This is a genomic window from Bacterioplanes sanyensis, from assembly GCF_002237535.1.
Taxonomy (GTDB): Bacteria; Pseudomonadota; Gammaproteobacteria; order Pseudomonadales; family Oceanobacteraceae; genus Bacterioplanes; species Bacterioplanes sanyensis_A.
This window is the reverse complement of sequence record NZ_CP022530.1, coordinates 2,280,393-2,298,418: the sequence shown is the minus strand read 5'-3', so window position 1 is coordinate 2,298,418 and position 18,026 is coordinate 2,280,393. Positions and strand designations below refer to the sequence as shown.

Here is an 18,026-nt window from a genome sequence, read left to right as displayed (position 1 = left end):
GTGTGGTTTAACGGGTTAAATAAGCAACGAATAACGCCACTCAGGGAAAAACGGACGCCAGCCCTTCGGGGTATGACTGAAAACCCCTCAACCTGTGTTGCTCTTCCTTCATTTAACTCGTTAAACGTCACTCTTCGCGCCTTGATTGAGGGGTTTTCAGTTCATAACAGCGTGATCGAAATAGTGTTAACAGGCCCTAGCCAAGTCAGCGACACGATTCAATAAAATTTCCCTAGGCTCTGCTGCTACCAGGCTTATGCCATCTATATGTGGGCTGGCAAGGCTCAACTGGATAACTATGCCGCCGACAACGGCCTCACAATAAGTTCAATGGATATCCGACAACACATATTATCGGCACAGTCTATACCTCAAACCTCTGCCAGCGACAGCGGCGATTGCCCTGCTATCGATAGCCCACAGGATTCAGGTGGCGCCTAAACTGCCCGCTCGAAAGATTCTCGCTTGAGCGAAAGCTGATTGCCCGACCGAAAAGAGCCGACTGAAAATCCGCCTGGTAAAAACCGGCTGCGGATTGGCAGCGACAGGGACTAAGGTTACACTGTTCCATTCATTCACCTAACAGAGGAGCTCCGCATGCAGTTTACTGCATTTATGTGCGTACATTGTTACGCATATCACCTTGGAGACCCACGCACAGCGATTCTGGCCGTTTAACGCACAGAGTTCGCTGACCTCTCTATACACCTCAGTGTTCATCTGTGCTTCGTTTTTGAATTGCACACAGGTGAGTTATGTCTTTAATTTCGTTAATCAATGTGTCCTATCAAGCGGGCACCAAGCCTCTTTTTGCCCAAATTTCGGCCTCGATAGAACACGGTGATCGCATCGGTTTGGTTGGCCACAATGGCTCAGGAAAATCCACGCTGCTCAGTTTAATGGCAGGCAATATCGAGCCTGACGACGGTCTTGTACAGCGCCAACGAGGACTCGTTATTGGTCAGGTGGAGCAGTTTTTGCCCGATGCGCTCAGCCAATATCGGCTAATCGACGCTGTAATACAGGTCTTACCCACAGAGCGTCAAATCCATGAGCGCTACCAGGCGGAAAACATTCTGACTGAGCTGGGGTTCACTGAGCGACAGTGGCACATACCTATGTCGACTTTAAGTGGCGGGCAAAAAAACCTGGCGCTATTTGCTCGCGCCATGTTATTGCAGCCAGAGCTGCTGCTGCTCGACGAGCCTGGTAACCATATGGACAGTCGTGCCATGTGGCTACTGAAGCGCTACTTACAAAAGCCGGATACACCCGGGTTTATCATGATCTCCCATGATCGTGATCTGCTTGACAGCGTTACCAACCGGACGCTTTGGCTACGTGATGAGCGCATTTATAGTTTTAATGTGCCCTACTCTGACGCCAGAATAAAACTGGAACAACAAGATGAAGCTGCGGCCAAAACCCGCAAGGCCGAAGAGCAACAGATCGATAAACTACAGCGCAGTGCCAAACGCTTAGCACATTGGGGCCAAGTGTATGACAACGAAGATTTGGCTCGCAAAGCCAAATCCATGGAAAAACGCATCGAACGCCTCGAAGCTAACAAGACCTTTGTAACTCAGGGCACAGGGCTAGCCCTTAGTGTTGATACCGAGCTGCTCAAGGCGCGACAGCTATTTATTATGGAAAATGAGCAGGTGAGCGCGCCTGACGGTTCTCCGTTATTTCATGTTGAAGAGCTGGTATTACGCCCGGGCGATCGCGTTGCTTTACTGGGCATCAATGGAGCTGGTAAATCCAGCTGTATTCGCAGGTTGATCGAAGCGCACTTAACGCCACACGATCAGCAGACGACGACGCGTTTTAACCCCAATGTGCGCCTAGGCTACTTTGATCAGGAACTGGAGCAATTCGCTGTTGAGCAATCAATCCAAAGTTGGGTCAGTCAACACAGCCAAGCCGGCGATGACGACATTCGACAAGCCCTGATTCGCTGGGGCTTTCCTTACCTGGACCATAGCCGCTCAGTACGTGTGCTTAGCGGTGGTGAAAAGGCGCGGCTGTTATTATTAACCTTTCAGCTCGACCAGCCCAACCTGTTAATCATGGATGAACCCACTAACCATATTGACTTGCAGGGTAAAGAAGAACTGGAAGCCGATTTGATACAGGATGGTTTATCCTTATTGTTTACCTCCCACGATCGTCATTTTATTGAAAAAGTTGCGACACGATATTGGTGGATTCATCAAGGCCGGTTGGTAGAAATTCACGACCTGAAACAATACGATGAAGAATTAGCAGCCAGCACACTTGCAGAAGCTGATTGCAGCAATCGCTTAGATCAGGCAGAAAACACAGTACCAGAGGCCCAAAAGGCGGACGCTCTATTAGAACAGCTGCTTAAGTTGGAGCAATTACTGGAGGAGGATCGAGCACGCAAACCGAAGTTTCAAAAACCACAACGCCAAGCGCAGTGGCAAGATGAAATATCGGAACTCATGGCACAGCTCGAGCACCTCTAGGCAAACATTGCGCGCGGGCTACCCGCGCGTATTTCATCTCTACCCTAATCGAGGAGCATCAACGATGAAACTGCTAATACTCGGTGGCAGCCGCTTTTTGGGCAAACATCTGGCCGACTGTGCATTGCAACGTGGTCATGAAGTGACGCTGTTCAATCGCGGCCAATCCAATCCAGGTATGTTTCCACAAGCGGAGCATTTAATCGGTGATCGCGATCAGGATCTTTCCAAACTAACAGGACGCTACTGGGACGCTGTGATCGATACTTGTGGGTATCTGCCTCGCCAGGTTCAACGCACGGCGCAGCTACTGGCCGATCAGGTTGAGCACTACAGCTTTGTTTCCACCATCTCCGTCTATCAAGACACGATGGCGGAAAATTACACAGAAAGTGCTGCCATAAAATCTGTCGATAATGTCGACACCCATGAGTTCAGCAACGAAAACTACGGCCCGCTCAAAGCATTGTGCGAACAAGCGGCACTAGAGGCAATGCCAGGGCGCACAGCCATTGTTCGCCCTGGCCTCATCGTTGGCCCGGATGATATCAGTGACCGCTTTACCTACTGGCCACTGAGAATTGAACGTGGTGGTACATTACTGGCGCCCGGCAGGCCGGAGGCACCCGTGCAGTTTATCGACGTGCGAGATTTAGCCTTATGGCAAGTCATGCTGGCGGAGCAAAAAACCACTGGTGTCTTCCACGCCACTGGCCCTTCTACAATGATGTCCATGCAGCAGTTTTTATCCAGCGTTGCAGCCACGTTGAACGCCGATATCAAACCGGTGTGGCTGGAAGAATCTTTCCTATTAAAAAATGATGTTGCCCCCTACACAGATATGCCGCTGTGGATTCATGATGCCGCCATCAACATTAACACCGCCGACTGCCAAAAAGCCTACGCTGCTGGCCTCGCCTTGCGCCCGATTGAACAGACGGTGTTAGACACCCTAACTTGGGCGAAAAACCGCAGCAATACGACGCTGCGCGCTGGGCTGAGTGCAGAGCGTGAAAGCCAGCTGCTGCACCAGTGGCATCAGCAGCCACAATAATGCCACGCAAATTCAGTCAGGTTTTCTTGCCACAATAAAGCCAACATGTTGCTGCTGGATTGCCAGCAGTAACTTTTTCACTGCGGTTAAATTACCAAAGTCGTAGCAGTGCATGGATTCAATATCGACAAAGCCGACCTCCTCTAGCAAATCTGTCCAATATGACTCTGAGTGAAAACCAACCCCAACACCTGCGGTGTTGGCGCCCATGCGCTTGGTGATGTACTTGAGCCAAGTGGAAGCCGTTGCCTGATAAATTAACCGACTGGGCAAATCACTGTGCATAAATCCGTCGTAGAAGTTCTCGAAGATCAACACCAAACCACCGGGTTGCAATAGCTCCATCGCTTTACTCAGCCCTTCTTTTTGCGCTTGACAGGTTTTTTTATAGCTGTCACTGACAAAATGATGCAGCACCCAATTAAACTGAATTAGATTAAAGTCACCGTTAGGGGTCAGCCCTTGAAAGGTATCGCTAATCACGGTTTTACGCGCATCGATACGATTCTTTCCCGCTAGATATGTTTCTGGCTCCAGCACTGTACAATGGGCATCACTGTAGCTGGCCAAAAAGCGATCGGCGTATTTGCCATTGCCACCGCCAACATCCAACAGGCATAGGGCTTGGTCTGACATGGCAAAGCGCTGAATGGTGGTTCGGATCAGACTGAACATAGAAGAGTCGACATACTCAGTATCAAACTCGATGGTTTGCTCAGACTCTAATAAACGGATATCTGTTGTCATAGGGTCACCTCCAACTGGAGGTCAGCAAAGGCTGTGCCAGCGCCCAAACGCCCGCCCGCTGCGGCCCTTGCCAGGCAATCGGGAAGTGGTTTGCAAAACGCTAAGCAAGCTGACTAGCGAAATGCAACGCGCTGTAGGCCGGTATTAACAAACCAACCGCGTGGCGACAACCAACACGCTGCGAGGTTAAACTGCCTATACCATTCGATGACTCAGGGAAGATGCCATGCGTGACCCTTCTTTCACCATTAGAACCCTACAGGCGGACGAAGTCGCCCAAGCGATTGACTGGGCCGCAGAAGAGGGTTGGAACCCCGGCTTAAACGATGCTGCGTGTTATTTAGCGGCCGACAGTCAGGCTTTCCTGGGCGGCTATTTGGGTGATGAGATGGTCGCCTGCCTGTCTGCGGTGAACTACGATCAGCAGTTCGGCTTTATCGGTTTTTACATCGTCAAACCTGACTATCGCGGGCAAGGGTTTGGCATCAAACTGTGGCAAGCCGGGCTTCAGCGATTGCATGGCTTAAATATTGGCCTTGATGGTGTAACCGAACAACAAGAGAATTATAAAAAATCCGGTTTCAAATTGGCCTACCGCAACATTCGCTATCAAGGCCAAGGAGGCATACCAGCTCAGAAACATGAGGCCATTGTTCCGTTATCGACACTGACGTTTGCAACACTGACTAATTACGACGCGCCATTTTTTCCAACACAAAGAACGGCTTTCTTACAAAGCTGGATTCAGCACCCCGGAGCGACGGCGTTAGCGATGCTGCAAGCTGGCAAACCAGTCGGTTACGGCGTGATTCGCCCGTGTCGAGATGGATACAAAATCGCACCACTACAAGCCGATACCGCTGAATACGCTTCCGCGCTGTTCGAGGCATTGGCGGCTACCACCACGGAAAACGACGCTATTTTTATTGATATTCCGGAGGTCAACCCAGCGGCGTTGTCTTTGGTCCAGCAGCACGATATGCAAACCGCATTTGAGACAGCGCGCATGTATACTGGCACTGCTCCAGACTTACCACTGAATCGTATTTATGGTGTTACGTCGTTTGAAATTGGATAAACGTACCGATAGCGCCAGCAGAAATGAGTTCTGCTGGCTGTTATTCAATCGCCATTGAAAAATATCAAATCAAGATAAATAAAACTGTCAACAACAATAAACGATAAATCAGGATAAAATCTAATTACCAACTCTATTTCCCCGAATAAGGTCGCGATATTTACTCGTGAGTTTCTGTCCACTTTAGGTCCAATACCCATAGATGTGCAGAGCACAGTCACCATAGATCAACGATTTTGGAGCACGGATTCTTGCCTCGAGATTGGCTTTTGATGTAAAAAGTGCATCCTTCTTACACTCACGGAGAGAGTCTGTGCGCTATACCAAGCTCGTATGTTTTCTATTATTTTGCCTCCAGTCTGCCGTCAGCACGGCCGGATACACGGAATGGATCGACTTCGATTCCAGTTATGGTCTGATCAGAGTCCCAGTTCAAGTTGAAGGCATTGATACCCATGCCATTTTCGATACTGGCGCAACATTGAACGCCATCAGTAACGATTTTATCGAAAGACACCAGCTCGATCTCACACAAAGAGCCGTCGCAGAACTCAAAGGCGTCTTCCGCTCAGAAGAGCAGGCGCTCTATGACGACGTCAATATTAACCTTCTCGGCTTTCAGGCAGAAGTTGACGGTGTTGCTTCAATGAACCTGCCAGACCGTAGTGGCGGAATTCTGATTGGAGCTGGCTTCTTTCAGCAGTTCATTGTTCAAATCGACTACCCAAATAGTCGCCTACGATTGATCAGTAGAGACAGTCTCGACCTAAAGGAACTGCAAAATATTGAGATGCTACCGCAGAGAGATTCCGGCCAGCCCCTTGTGCGCATTAAGTTAAACGATGACCGAAGTGCCTGGATGCTACTCGATACCGGCAGTGGTGGTGGCGTTTCCGTCAAACGTCAGTTAGCTGAGACACTGGGTTGGCTGGAACAGGGGAAATGGGTCGATAAGTCCTCTCATGGCGCTAACAGCGCTGGGAACATCCAAATCAGTCGTTTAGAGCGCTTTAATTTTGGTCCATTCGAATTAGCCGATGTACTGGTATCGGTACCAGCCGTTGGTCAAACGACCTTAGTTGGAGCACACGAACCAACGGAAGCGGGGAGTCGCATACGTTCACAACGCATAGAAGGAATCATCGGCTACGATGTTCTAAAGCATTTCGTGTTAACCATTGACTATAAATACGGCCATGCACACATTGGTGCACCAGAGGCTTGAGCTGCTAAAACAATAACAACCGCCATCTCTGTTGCATTCGGTGGCAGCTACAGTCGCTGCCACCTACCCTCCTCAATCGCCAGACCTAACGCGCTTCCATGCCCATGCAGCTGGCATAAAACGTCGTTGTACCGGCCCAGTCAGAAAAAACACCGATCACACCAATGTCTTGCGCTAAGACATGCAGCAGTTCCATCTGGTCGCCGTCGTTATTGGTGGTTTCGCTGATGGTCTGATAATACCAGCCGCCGCCATTGGCCAATGGGCCGGAACGCTCCAAGGTCCAGGTAACGAGCTGCAGGCCTGCCGCTTTGGCACGTTCAGCGTAAACTGATGGCACAATACGGCCATTGTCTTCGCGTACCAACATCCAAGTCGGTGGCGCTAGAATTTTCACCCCATCGGCTACTAGCTGCTCCATGCTTGGCTGCCAGCTTTGCGAATCGGTGTGGTCAAAACTGGCATCGCTGTAGCGGCCATCCAAATACACGGCTTGTGCACCAAACTCCGGGTTTTCTGCAATCCATTGCAGCACGTCGGGCAAATAAAATGATTGCAGCCACACGTCTTTTGCGGCAACGCCCGCGTCGATGTATTCCTGCAGCATTTTGCGTGCATAATCTTGCTGGCTAAAACCATCAAAAGGCATATCGACGCTGGGGGTTTTCAGCTCGGGGGTCATGCCCACACCCAACTGCTTGAACAGTTCGATACTTTCTTTGTGCGTCATTAATGTGCCGCGACTGGCGTACAAATCCGTGCGCCAATCAGCGGTGCCGTCAAGGTACTCAGCCACTGTGCTGGCTTGCGGGTTGGCAGCATCCATTTTGCCTTGCAGGGTTTTAAACTGCGCCAGAGTAATATCGCTGGTACAGCATTTGGCGCTGGCAGGCTGCTCACCCTCGGCAGGTGTGAACGGCTGGCTGCACTGGCTGGCCAAATCGGTTTCCAAAATATTGGTGGTGGTGTGCAAGTCGCATTGCGAATGGCGGCACACCAGCTCTTTGTCGGCCGTAAAGGCTACGTCACACTCTAAAATACCAGCGCCCATTTGCGCTGCCGCCACATACGACTCTCGAGTATGCTCTGGATATTGCATTGGTGCACCGCGGTGGCCAATGGAAAAGTTGGTGCGGTAAAAGGGCCCGTCTTCGCACGCTTTTAGCCGCTGTTTCAGTTCACCTTCGTCCATGTCATTCACCAGAAAAAACGGGCGCGATCCAATTTGCGCCTCGACCCGGCTGGAGCCGTTGTCATCATCGCTACCACAGGCGGCCAATAAGCCTGCCGCTACTACCAGCAGCCAGCGTTTATGCATGAACATCCGTCTTCCTCTCTCACACTATTTATAATGGAAAGGCCTGTTCGGCCCATCGTCAATGCCATCATGGCGAGCAGTGTTTTGCTCACAGCAGCGCATGATGGTTGTAGCGACGACAGACCCTAAGTCGCGACTCTTACTGATTGATGACAGTTTTATTATTCGAACGTATGCAGCTTATTTTCGAATGTACGCATTTTATTCCAGCTGCGCACTGCATTCAGGATGCGCTGGCTCGAACTTGCAACGAATACGACGCTGCAGCCGCAACATGTCGGCATCGTAATAGCCACGGTCACGCAGCTCGATACGGGCCTGCTGCATCAGTGTCTGGTATTCCCGTTTGTCCTCGTCACTAATATCAATCCACACGTCATCGGGAATATCACCGGTTTGCTGGGCCACACGTTGCTCGATTTCTGCCAGACGTTTGGCGAAATCTTCGCGCACCAATTGCGCCACCTCGGTCGGAAAGGCGTCCTTACGTCCGACCAATTGCAGCGTCAGCTGCGAAAACGGGTAGTCCACTATGCCGCCTTGCTCACCAATGCCGTGGTACAACTCCATCACGTGATAGGCCACCAGCGGCGCCGGTAATACGTCCACAAAACCGTTATTAAACTTGCTGCCCGCACTGACAATGCTGGTAGGTACCGGATTACCGCCCAGGCCTAAAATCATTTCTGCCTGAATCGGGTCGTAATCCATAACGGCGATGCGCTTGCCCGACGCTTTGGCCAAGGTGCTGATTTTCCGGTCATTGACGAACACATAGGCCGCGCCCATTGGTGCCACGCCCATCACCACGTACGGGCCTTGTTCCATGCGTGCCGCCATTTTCGGATTGGCCAGCACCTGCAACAGCATTTGCATGTGCTGTTGCGCCGGAATAGCGCCCACCGCATCGATGGTGCCGGCAAAGCGATTAAATTCACGCGCACGAATGCCAGTAAATAAGGCGGCGTCGCACTGGCCGGCTTTTAAATCGTCGGTTAATACCCCTTCGTTGGTGTAGGCCTGCAGTTCGATCTGTACTCCTAATGCCAGCAGTTGCGACTGCTGATCCTGAGCGGCGGCATACACTGGGCCATTGCGCCCCATCACATCCCACACACAAATGGTGCGCTGCGGCAATTCATCACCGAGCAACAATTGTGGATATAACTCTCGAATGGCCTCAATCCGCTGCGCTCGTGGCTGCGCCGGGTCCATGGCAATGCTGGTCAGTGCGGTGGAAGTGGCCGGCTGGCTGAGGGCCAATGGCGCCAAACAGGCGCTTATGCCAAACCCTAACAGTCGGTTACGCAGCTTTGCGAATATCATTGTCAGTATTCCTTTATTATTGTTTGCTGCGACTGTACCTGAGTGACGCCAGCCGCAGACGGTGATATACCGCCACTCAGCCGTGCGGGCTGACTGAATAGCACCGCCCATCATTCATTACTCTCCGGAGAGCACCATGACCGTGTTTAAGCGCCTGTTAAGCTTTGCTTTGATCGCCTTCACTCTGCCAGCGGCAGCTAATGAAAACTACGCCATTGGTACTGGCAGCCAAAGTGGCACCTATTACCCACTGGGCGGCATGTTGGCAAAAGTGTGGAGTGAGCACATTGATGGCGTCAATGCCCGCGCGGAAGTGACAGCGGCGTCGGTCGAAAACGTCATCAAAGTGGCGACTAATAAACAACTGGCCGGCATTGCCATGGGCAATGTGGCATTAAAAGCACACAAAGGCGAAGACCCATTCCCACGTCAGATGCCCGCCTCGGTGCTGTTCGCCCTCTACCCGAACGTGGTGCAAATTCTGGTGCCCGCCAAATCAGACATTCAATCGGTACAGGACCTGGTTGGCAAACGCGTGTCCTTGGGCGCACCGGGTTCAGGTACACGCGTCAGTGCGCTGGCCATTTTAGCCATTCTCGGTATTAACGAAGACGATGTGCGCGCACAGTCTTTGAACTACACCGCCACCACCAACGCCCTGGCCAATGGCCAAATTGATGCCGGTGTGATTGTCGGCAGCTTAGGCGTCGGCGCCATTACCGAACTGGCGCTGAGCCGCGATATTCGCATTTTATCGTTCTCGCCAGCAGAGCTAAAAAAAATCAGCAGCGCCGCACCTGCGTACATGGCTTATGACGCTGCGGCTGAAACCTACAACAAGGTGCCTGCTTTTACCGCACCAGCGGTGTGGAACGTCCTGGTGGTTAACCCCAAACTGGATGACGAGCTGGCCTACCAAATGACCAAAACCGCCTACGAAAACATGGATAAAATTCGCCAGGCCATCGGTGTGGCTCAGTACATTACGCCAGCCAATGCCCATCAGTTGCAGGGCGTACCCATGCACCCAGGCGCGCAGCGCTACCTGGACGAAATTGCTCAAGCGCAATAAGGCCAGAGCATGACGCACACTTCCACATCACGCTGGCTGCAGGGGATATTGACCCTAGTCGCCGTGGCGTTGTCGGTTTTTCAGATCTGGCAAGGCCTGAGCGCGCAACTGTCGGCACCTGTGTTCCGCCCGGTGCATCTGGGCTGGGTACTGGTGCTGGTATTTCTCGCATATCCGCTATTAAAACCAGAACGTCATTCAGCGCCGGTGTATTGGGTCGCACGCGTGTTCGACCTGGCCTTGGTGGTGATCAGTGGTTGGTGCGCGATGCGCATCGCCACCTTTGATTACGACGACATCACCTTTTTATTGGATGGCTTGCCCTTTTGGGATCAACTCGCCGGTGGCTTGCTGATTGTGCTGTTGCTCGAAGCCACACGCCGTACCGTCGGTATCACCATGGTACTGGTGGCGCTGGTATTTATTGCCTACGCCCTGTTTGGCGATGCCTTACCGGCAGCGGTGGCGAGCAAAGGATTTGCGTTGGAAGAAATGGTGCGTTTTCACGTGTTTTCCACCAACGGCGTGTTTGGTGCTCCATTAGCCATTGCTGCCAGCGTGGTATTTATTTTTGTTTTATTCGGCGCTTTTTTAAACGTTACCGGCGCTGGGCAATTCTTTATTGATGCTGCATTTGCCGTCGCCGGAAAGTACCGAGGCGGCCCGGCGAAAGCATCGGTATTGGCGTCTGCCGCGCTGGGCTCCATTTCCGGCTCGGCCATCGCCAACACCGTCACCACCGGCTCGCTCACCATTCCGATGATGAAAAAGCTCGGCTATAAGCCAGAGCAGGCAGCAGGCATCGAAGCCGCCGCCTCCACCGGAGGGCAGATTATGCCGCCGGTGATGGGCGCCGGTGCGTTTGTGATGGCGCAGTTTACCGGCATTCCCTACAGCGATATTTTGCTGGTATCGATTGCCCCGGCGATTTTGTATTTCCTGTGCACCTTGCTGTACGTGCATCTGATGGCGGTGAAGCTCGGCTTGCAAGGCATGAGCAGCAGTGAAAAAGTCATGGTGGTCTTGGCGCAAGGCTGGCATTTCTTATTGCCGCTGGTATTGATTACCAGCCTGTTGATGCTCAGCTATTCGCCCGTTTGGGTCGGTATCGCGGGCTGTGCGGCTATATTGGTGGCTGCCTTTATTGCCGGTTTATCGCAGCGCCACCCGGCGCTGAATTGGCGCCAGATCATTACCGGTTTAAAAGACGGTGCTTTGATGGCGCTGCCAATTTCTGTGGCCTGCGCCACCGCTGGCATCGTTGTCGGCGTGGTCGGGCAAACCGGCCTGGGGCTGCTCTTTACGCAGTTCCTGCTCGATTTATCCGGCGGCCAATTGTGGTCGGTACTGCTGCTGGTGATGGTGGCGGCGATCATTCTGGGCATGGGCTTGCCAGTGACGGCGGCTTACATCGTGCTTTCGGTGATGGCCGTGCCAGCGATGATGGACCTTGGCATCAGCATGTTGGCGGCGCATATGATCGTGTTCTGGCTGTCGCAAACGTCCAACGTTACCCCACCGATTGCCTTGGCAGCGTTTGCTGGCGCCGGCATCGCCGGAGCCAAACCCATGGGCTCAGCGGTGCAGGCCTTTAAGCTGGCGCAAGGCTATTTCCTGATTCCGGCGATGATGGCGTTCTCTAGCCTGATTTGGACCGACGATGTCAGCATCAGCGGTTATTTAAGTGCTTTGCTGGCCACTTGCGCTCTGATTCTTGCTTTTGCTGCGGCGATTGAAGGCCACTTTGCCAGCCGTTTGCCAGCCCCGATGCGGGCCGCGCTGTTAGTGCTGGCATTGGCGGTCTTGGCACTGCCAGACAGTTATCGCTGGATAGCTGGCCTGGTGGTTTTGGCGCTGTTGGCGGTCAACGTTTGGCAGCAGCGTTCTTCGCCAGCCAGCGATCCAGCTGGTTAGCAAATTGTTGCCGGTCGGCCTGGCTAAATGCCGCTGGGCCACCGGTTTCAACGCCGCTGTTGCGCAGCGTTTCCATAAAATCACGCATATTGAGACGCGCACGAATATTAGCCTCGGTGTGGTATTCGCCACGCGGGCTCAGCGCAGTGCCGCCTTTGGCCACCACTTCCGCGGCGAGAGGAATATCGCCGGTGATCACCAAATCTCCTGCCGTTAAACGCTGCACGATTTCGTTATCAGCAACATCAAACCCTTGGCTGACCTGAATACTGTTGATGACCTTCGACGGCGGCGTGCGCATGGCCTGATTGGCCACCAACGTCAGCGGCACTTGGGTACGCTCAGCGGCGCGAAACAGTATCTCTTTCACCACCACTGGGCAGGCGTCGGCATCAACCCAAATATGCATAACTCGAGCATCTCACTGTGTATAACATTCAGCGGCGATTCTAGTCGCTCTCGCCCCCAGAGAACAGCGTATAGCGTTTACCCTATTGTTCACGTTCTGGCGCGCTGCACCACCAGCCAATAGGTAACGCCGAGTGCAATCACGATCAATGCCGTAGCAAAGACGTAGTCCGCCGACACCTTGTCGTAATCCAGCACGATCACTTTGCGTGAAATGGCCATTAACGCCGTTGCGACAACCAGCTTGACGTGAATCACATCGTCACGCAGATACAAGGTGATGTTGACGAATATCTCAATGGCAATCAGCACCGCCAAAAAGGCACCAAAGGTGGAGAAAATATCGTTGATATTGAGCAAAAACATCGGCGGCGTGGACAGCTTTTGATACAGCACCCACACCACATCGCCAATGCCCCATAAAATAACGAACACCATCAGTACCGCCAACATGCGCACCGCCAAGCGAATGATGCTGTGCATACCGTTGATGAGTGGATCTTCGTGACCATCGCGAAAGTGGTCGTTTTCATGTGGAGAGTGCATGCTCGCTCCTGACAAAGCCTGAGTATTGCTGCAAGCTTTGCAAGGTCACAGCAAACTGACCAGTGCCGTCGCAGTGCTTTTTGACCCACGACAAATGGCTTTACTTTTCTTGCCATTTATTCCCCGACCTGTGACGGGCCAGTGCTGACAGTACCGAGCTTACGTTACTTTCGGCACATTGCTCATTAACACTCGGTGTAGTTCACCGCCAAGCCGCCAAGGGAGGTTTCTTTGTATTTTTCCGACATTTCGAGGCCGGTTTGTTTCATCGCAGCGATGCAATTGTCCAGCGACATAATGTGCTGACCGCTGTCACGCAGGGCCAACGACGCGGCGGTATAGGCTTTTAACGCACCAAAGCCGTTGCGCTCAATACAGGGCACTTGCACCAAACCTTTTACCGGATCGCAGGTCATGCCTAGATGATGCTCCAGTGCCATCTCGGCGGCGTGTTCTACCTGCTCTGCATTGCCACCAAGCACCGCACACAAACCCGCAGCCGCCATCGCACTGGCGGAGCCAACCTCTCCTTGGCACCCCACTTCCGCACCAGAGATGGAGCTTTTGTGTTTAATGATGCCGCCGACTGACCCTGCGGTTAACAAAAAGTCTTCGATTTGCTCATCGCTCAGTTGGTGCTTCTGCCAGGCGTAATACAACACCGCCGGAATCACGCCCGCAGCGCCATTGGTGGGGGCGGTCACCACCGCATGGCCAGCGGCATTTTCTTCGTTTACCGCCATAGCATAAGCGCACAGCCATTCGTGCAATTGCGCTTGCTCTGGCTGCGCCAATAACTGCTGGTGTAACTTGGCCGCGCGGCGTTTCACCTTCAGGCCACCGGGCAATTCGCCACTGGCTTGCAGGCCACGCTCTACACAGGCTTTCATCGCCTGCCAGATGTGCGCCAAACCCTGTTGCAACTCCTGCTCAGAGCGCTGCAAATATTCATTTTTGCGCTTCATTTGCGCAATGCTTAAGCCGCTTTCTTGCGACATACGCATCATGCAACTGGCACCTTCAAATGGAAACGGATACGTGCTGTCTGACAATAAAGTCAGGGGAGCCACCAGACCGCCCATCTCTTCTTCATCGTTAATAAAACCACCGCCGATGGAGAAATAACGACGCGCTAACACCACGTCGCCAGCATCATTCAACAGCTCAAACACCATGCCATTGGGGTGCTCGGGCAAAGTGCCTTGCATATCGAAGATGACATCCTGGTGCGGGTCAAAGCGCAGTTCTGTCCCTGCCATAGTGATACGATCCTGCTGCATGGCGATGGCCAACTCCGCCTCAACATCCGTCAGCGCCATTTTTTCCGGAGTATGGCCGTGCAGCCCTAACACCACAGCTCGGTCGCTGGCATGGCCGTGCCCGGTCAATGCTAAGGAGCCTTTCAACACACAACGCACCTGCACCGCATCGGCCGGTAAGCGGACTTCCGTAAGAAAACGACTGGCCGCCACCATGGGCCCCATGGTGTGTGAACTGGACGGACCAATACCAGGCTTAAATAACTCCAGAACACTGATAAACATGACACTCTGCCTTTCTTTAAATGCGTGCGAAAAGCCTATGGTTATTTCATGCGAGTTGTAGAAAGGCAAGCCCCAAAGCAAGACAATGAGATATCTTTTTTCATCACAGCTATGCCGCTTCGTTATAAAAACAAATCTCCGAATTTACTGCGAAAAAGCCAGCTCTCTGCCGCACAGATTTCGATAACTCACAGCAACCCATTCACGACGTGCACTGACCAACATCGGGTCTCACATCATTAAACCCAGCACCATTAAACCCAGCACCATCAAATCTCATCAACTGACACCGCTAATAGCTATGATCATGTTGTGTGCGGCTTCATACTTCGGTATCTAACAAGCCAGCGTTACACTGGCGCGCAGGATCAATGATTTAACCGCAAAGGAAGGATACATGTTCATACGCAGCGCCCAACTCATGGACGCCAACGCCATTGCTACCATTCATGTCGACAGCTGGCGCAGCGCCTATGAGGGCATTATCGACAAGGACTATCTGCAGAGTTTGTCAGTGGCTGCCAAAGAGCAAGAGTGGCGCCACATAGTGCAAAAAGATCAGGTGACGACTCTGGTGGTCGAAGACGAGCAACAGCAAATACTCGGCTGGGCTTGCTTTGGTGCAGACAGAGAACAGCCACAACAAGGTGAGCTGTACGCCATTTATCTTTCACCGCAGCACTGGCATCAGGGGGTTGGAAAACTACTCATGCAATCTGTAGTGCAGCAGTTGATGAAAGACTTCGACTGTTTCAACGTTTGGGTATTATCCGACAATCACGCGGCTCGACAGTTTTATCAACGCCAGGGATTCACCCACATACAACACTCAAAGTACATATCCATCGGTCAGCAATCATTACAAGAGTGTTGCTATCGATGGCATGCCTAGGGCACCGCTGAATAATTCGGCGCCCACGCCGGAGCACCGGAGGGCTATAGATTACCAGAAGGCTCTAGATCGCCAAGCTGATTTACCGCTCTAGTAAGCAAATGCCAGCTAAAGCAAAAATCGGCGACACGGAGCTGTACTTACCTGGCGCTTCCAACGGAGCGCGGCAAACCTCCACAACCTTGTTAGAGACGTTGCTGGATTTAAGAGTTGCTGGCGACATTTAAAAAGGACTGGCCGTTTCCGGTCGTATACGCCTCATTTTGAAAGCCTGCTACGTTCTCGCAGCGCTATGCAGAATTATTAATAAATGCCTTAGATAAATCAGAAATGCCTTAGACAAATCAGAAATGCCTTAGACAAATCAGAAACGCCCGATATAAATGAGAGATGCCCGAGATAAAAATAACGTTATTTATAACTCCAACAGTCAACAGCCGCTTATGTATGTCAATTGTTGGTGAGGATCTCGTCAGCTTCATGCAAACCCTTGTCCGGGTACCCAATCGGGTAGTTGTCGCCTGTCACCAAGGAATGATTTTCTGCCCATTCCTCATCAAGCCTGTCGTATCGACAACCGAGGATAACGCATACATTCCATAGGGAGATACCAGCATGAAAATGAAGACCGCCATCACCGCATCACTGCTTACCAGTGCACTACTGTGCCAAGTCTCAGCGCTACAAGCACAGCCGACCATGCTCGAAATCGACTTTGCTGACGTACAAGCGCCATGGCAAATGGGCTTTGCCGACTACCCAATGAGCGACGATGCAAACGAATTCTACGAGCTCAATCATGCCGTGGGACCATTACCCGAGCCGTTGCAGCAACATCGCGGCCTATATGTCCATGGCAGAAATAACAGTGGTGATTTATTTATGTTTTCCCACCAGCCATTGTCTGGGTTAAAACCCAATCATAACTACCAGGTAAATATCCGTGTTATTTTTGCTACCAACACCCCCTACGGCTGCGCAGGCATTGGCGGTGCACCTGGTGAGCATGTATTTGTCAAAGCCGGTATTTCTGAACACTTACCCGAAGTGTTTATTAACGACTACGGCTGGTACCAAGTGAACGTTGATATTGGCAAACACGATTTATCGGGAGAGCAAGTCAAGGTCATCGGTGATATCGCCAACTCTCAGCATTGCGACAGCAACGATGGTCGCTATGAGATGAAATCTGTGATGACACAGCAGCCTATTCATTTTACCAGCAATGACGATGGCAACGCCTGGATCTTATTGGGAACCGATGCCTTATATGAGTCCTGGATCCAACTGTATTACGTTAAGGCGCTGATAGAGCTAACCGAGCAAGATTAATATTCGACTATTGCTCATCCCAAAGCACTGCCCAGCTTACCCAGATATCTCGCGGTTAAAGAGTGTATCTTGAGTAAGCTGGCTATTTAGCAGCCGTATTGGCAACTGCATTGACTGGCTGCGACAGAAAACCCTATTTAGAGCGCCTCCACACGCTTCATGACACAGATCAAGTGCTGCAACTGGTATCATAAGCTGCTGAGAAAGGAGTAAGCATGTTTAAGAAGTTAATGGCCACCGTTGGTATTGGCGGTGCCAAAGTAGATACCATTTTATTAACTCATTCATTGATACCCGGTGGACTACTGGAAGCGGAAATCCATATTGATGCAGGTGATGTGGAGCAGCACATCAACGGCTTGGATTTAGCCCTGTGTACTCAGATGAAAGTAGAAACCGATGACGATGCGCAGTGGCAAACACATATTTTGCAACGTTGGCGAGTCTGCGAAGAGCGCACGTTGTCGGCAGGTGAACAACTGATCGTGCCATTATCGGAGCCAATTCATGCAGAAACGCCAGTTACCGAATTGCCGCTCGCCCATCATCAAACTCGCGTCTGGTTGACCACGGGGTTGGATATCTCCTTAGCGCTCGACGCCAGTGATACAGACTCACTCAAGGTTGCACCCAATCCTGCCATGATCGCCTGTATGCAAGCGATGGATACATTAGGTTACGACCTGTTTAAAGCCGATGTCGAGCATGGTTATCTGCGTGGGCAGCAATTCCAATCCCAGTCTGGTTGTTATCAGGAGCTGGAGTATCGTCCTAATCAACGTAGTTGGTTGGGCGTCAAAGAAGTGGAATTATCATTTATTGCGGAAGAGGAATATACCCACGCATTGGTTGAAATCGACCGCGCTTTTCGTGGTGATGGCTACCACACTTTAACCCTGCCCCAAGACGTCAGCGCGGAAGCAGTACAGCAACAGCTGCAAGCACTGCTGAGCTGATACGATATATTACTTGCCGCCTCTACTCGTTGGCACCGGGCGATAATAAACTCAAGTATTCAGCCTGTTATCCAAGTCACCGGCGGACATTTCCGCCGGTGACACGTATGCCTAGCGAGCGATTA

General features: G+C 51.9%; 15 protein-coding genes. 9 read left to right on the top strand and 6 right to left on the bottom strand.

Going from position 1 to position 18,026, the window contains the following annotated elements; all coding sequences use genetic code 11:
- Positions 1–755: 755 nt before the first annotated feature.
- Positions 756–2,489: an ABC-F family ATP-binding cassette domain-containing protein gene (locus CHH28_RS10705; protein WP_094060303.1), complete on the top strand. Its 1,734-nt coding sequence runs from the start codon at positions 756–758 to the stop codon at positions 2,487–2,489.
- Between the two features lie 64 nt (positions 2,490–2,553).
- Positions 2,554–3,543, top strand: a complete 990-nt coding sequence (locus tag CHH28_RS10700; RefSeq protein ID WP_094060302.1) for an NAD-dependent epimerase/dehydratase family protein — start codon at positions 2,554–2,556, stop codon at positions 3,541–3,543.
- Positions 3,544–3,555: 12 nt separating this feature from the next.
- On the opposite strand, the gene CHH28_RS10695 is transcribed toward CHH28_RS10700, so the two are convergent.
- Positions 3,556–4,290, bottom strand: a complete 735-nt coding sequence (locus tag CHH28_RS10695; RefSeq protein WP_094060301.1) for a methyltransferase domain-containing protein — start codon at positions 4,288–4,290, stop codon at positions 3,556–3,558.
- Positions 4,291–4,516: 226 nt separating this feature from the next.
- Between CHH28_RS10695 and CHH28_RS10690 the strand changes: the two genes are divergently transcribed.
- Entirely contained in the window at positions 4,517–5,368 is an 852-nt protein-coding gene (locus tag CHH28_RS10690; protein ID WP_094060300.1) for a GNAT family N-acetyltransferase, read from the top strand.
- A 313-nt stretch (positions 5,369–5,681) separates the two neighbouring features.
- Positions 5,682–6,593 (top strand): pepsin/retropepsin-like aspartic protease family protein, encoded by a 912-nt coding sequence (locus CHH28_RS10685; protein ID WP_157729876.1) that lies wholly within the window; start codon positions 5,682–5,684, stop codon positions 6,591–6,593.
- Between the two features lie 85 nt (positions 6,594–6,678).
- On the opposite strand, the gene CHH28_RS10680 is transcribed toward CHH28_RS10685, so the two are convergent.
- Both CHH28_RS10680 and CHH28_RS10675 read right to left on the bottom strand, forming a co-directional pair.
- Positions 6,679–7,911 (bottom strand): glycerophosphodiester phosphodiesterase family protein, encoded by a 1,233-nt coding sequence (locus CHH28_RS10680; protein WP_233243613.1) that lies wholly within the window; start codon positions 7,909–7,911, stop codon positions 6,679–6,681.
- Between the two features lie 201 nt (positions 7,912–8,112).
- Positions 8,113–9,237, bottom strand: a complete 1,125-nt coding sequence (locus CHH28_RS10675) for a putative solute-binding protein (protein WP_094060297.1) — start codon at positions 9,235–9,237, stop codon at positions 8,113–8,115.
- Between the two features lie 136 nt (positions 9,238–9,373).
- Between CHH28_RS10675 and CHH28_RS10670 the strand changes: the two genes are divergently transcribed.
- Entirely contained in the window at positions 9,374–10,309 is a 936-nt protein-coding gene (locus tag CHH28_RS10670) for a TAXI family TRAP transporter solute-binding subunit (RefSeq protein WP_094060296.1), read from the top strand.
- Positions 10,310–10,318: 9 nt separating this feature from the next.
- Positions 10,319–12,223, top strand: a complete 1,905-nt coding sequence (locus CHH28_RS10665) for a TRAP transporter permease (protein ID WP_094060295.1) — start codon at positions 10,319–10,321, stop codon at positions 12,221–12,223.
- Here the strand turns inward: CHH28_RS10665 and CHH28_RS10660 are convergent.
- From CHH28_RS10660 to CHH28_RS10650, 3 genes are all read right to left on the bottom strand, one after another.
- Complete coding sequence (locus tag CHH28_RS10660; protein ID WP_094060294.1) at positions 12,174–12,632, bottom strand: YaiI/YqxD family protein; 459 nt, start codon at positions 12,630–12,632, stop codon at positions 12,174–12,176. The genes CHH28_RS10665 and CHH28_RS10660 overlap by 50 nt on opposite strands.
- Positions 12,633–12,721: 89 nt before the next feature.
- On the bottom strand, positions 12,722–13,177 hold the full coding sequence (locus CHH28_RS10655) for a phosphate-starvation-inducible PsiE family protein (protein ID WP_094060293.1): 456 nt from the start codon (positions 13,175–13,177) through the stop codon (positions 12,722–12,724).
- A 185-nt stretch (positions 13,178–13,362) separates the two neighbouring features.
- On the bottom strand, positions 13,363–14,721 hold the full coding sequence (locus CHH28_RS10650; protein WP_094060292.1) for an L-serine ammonia-lyase: 1,359 nt from the start codon (positions 14,719–14,721) through the stop codon (positions 13,363–13,365).
- Between the two features lie 397 nt (positions 14,722–15,118).
- On the opposite strand from CHH28_RS10650, the gene CHH28_RS10645 reads away from it, so the two are divergent.
- From CHH28_RS10645 to CHH28_RS10635, 3 genes are all read left to right on the top strand, one after another.
- Positions 15,119–15,613 carry a GNAT family N-acetyltransferase gene (locus CHH28_RS10645; protein WP_094060291.1) on the top strand — a complete coding sequence of 165 codons (495 nt, stop codon included), beginning with the start codon at positions 15,119–15,121 and terminating at the stop codon, positions 15,611–15,613.
- A 615-nt stretch (positions 15,614–16,228) separates the two neighbouring features.
- Positions 16,229–16,945: a hypothetical protein gene (locus CHH28_RS10640; protein ID WP_094060290.1), complete on the top strand. Its 717-nt coding sequence runs from the start codon at positions 16,229–16,231 to the stop codon at positions 16,943–16,945.
- A 215-nt stretch (positions 16,946–17,160) separates the two neighbouring features.
- Positions 17,161–17,901 (top strand): sporulation protein, encoded by a 741-nt coding sequence (locus CHH28_RS10635; RefSeq protein ID WP_094060289.1) that lies wholly within the window; start codon positions 17,161–17,163, stop codon positions 17,899–17,901.
- Positions 17,902–18,026 lie beyond the last annotated feature (125 nt).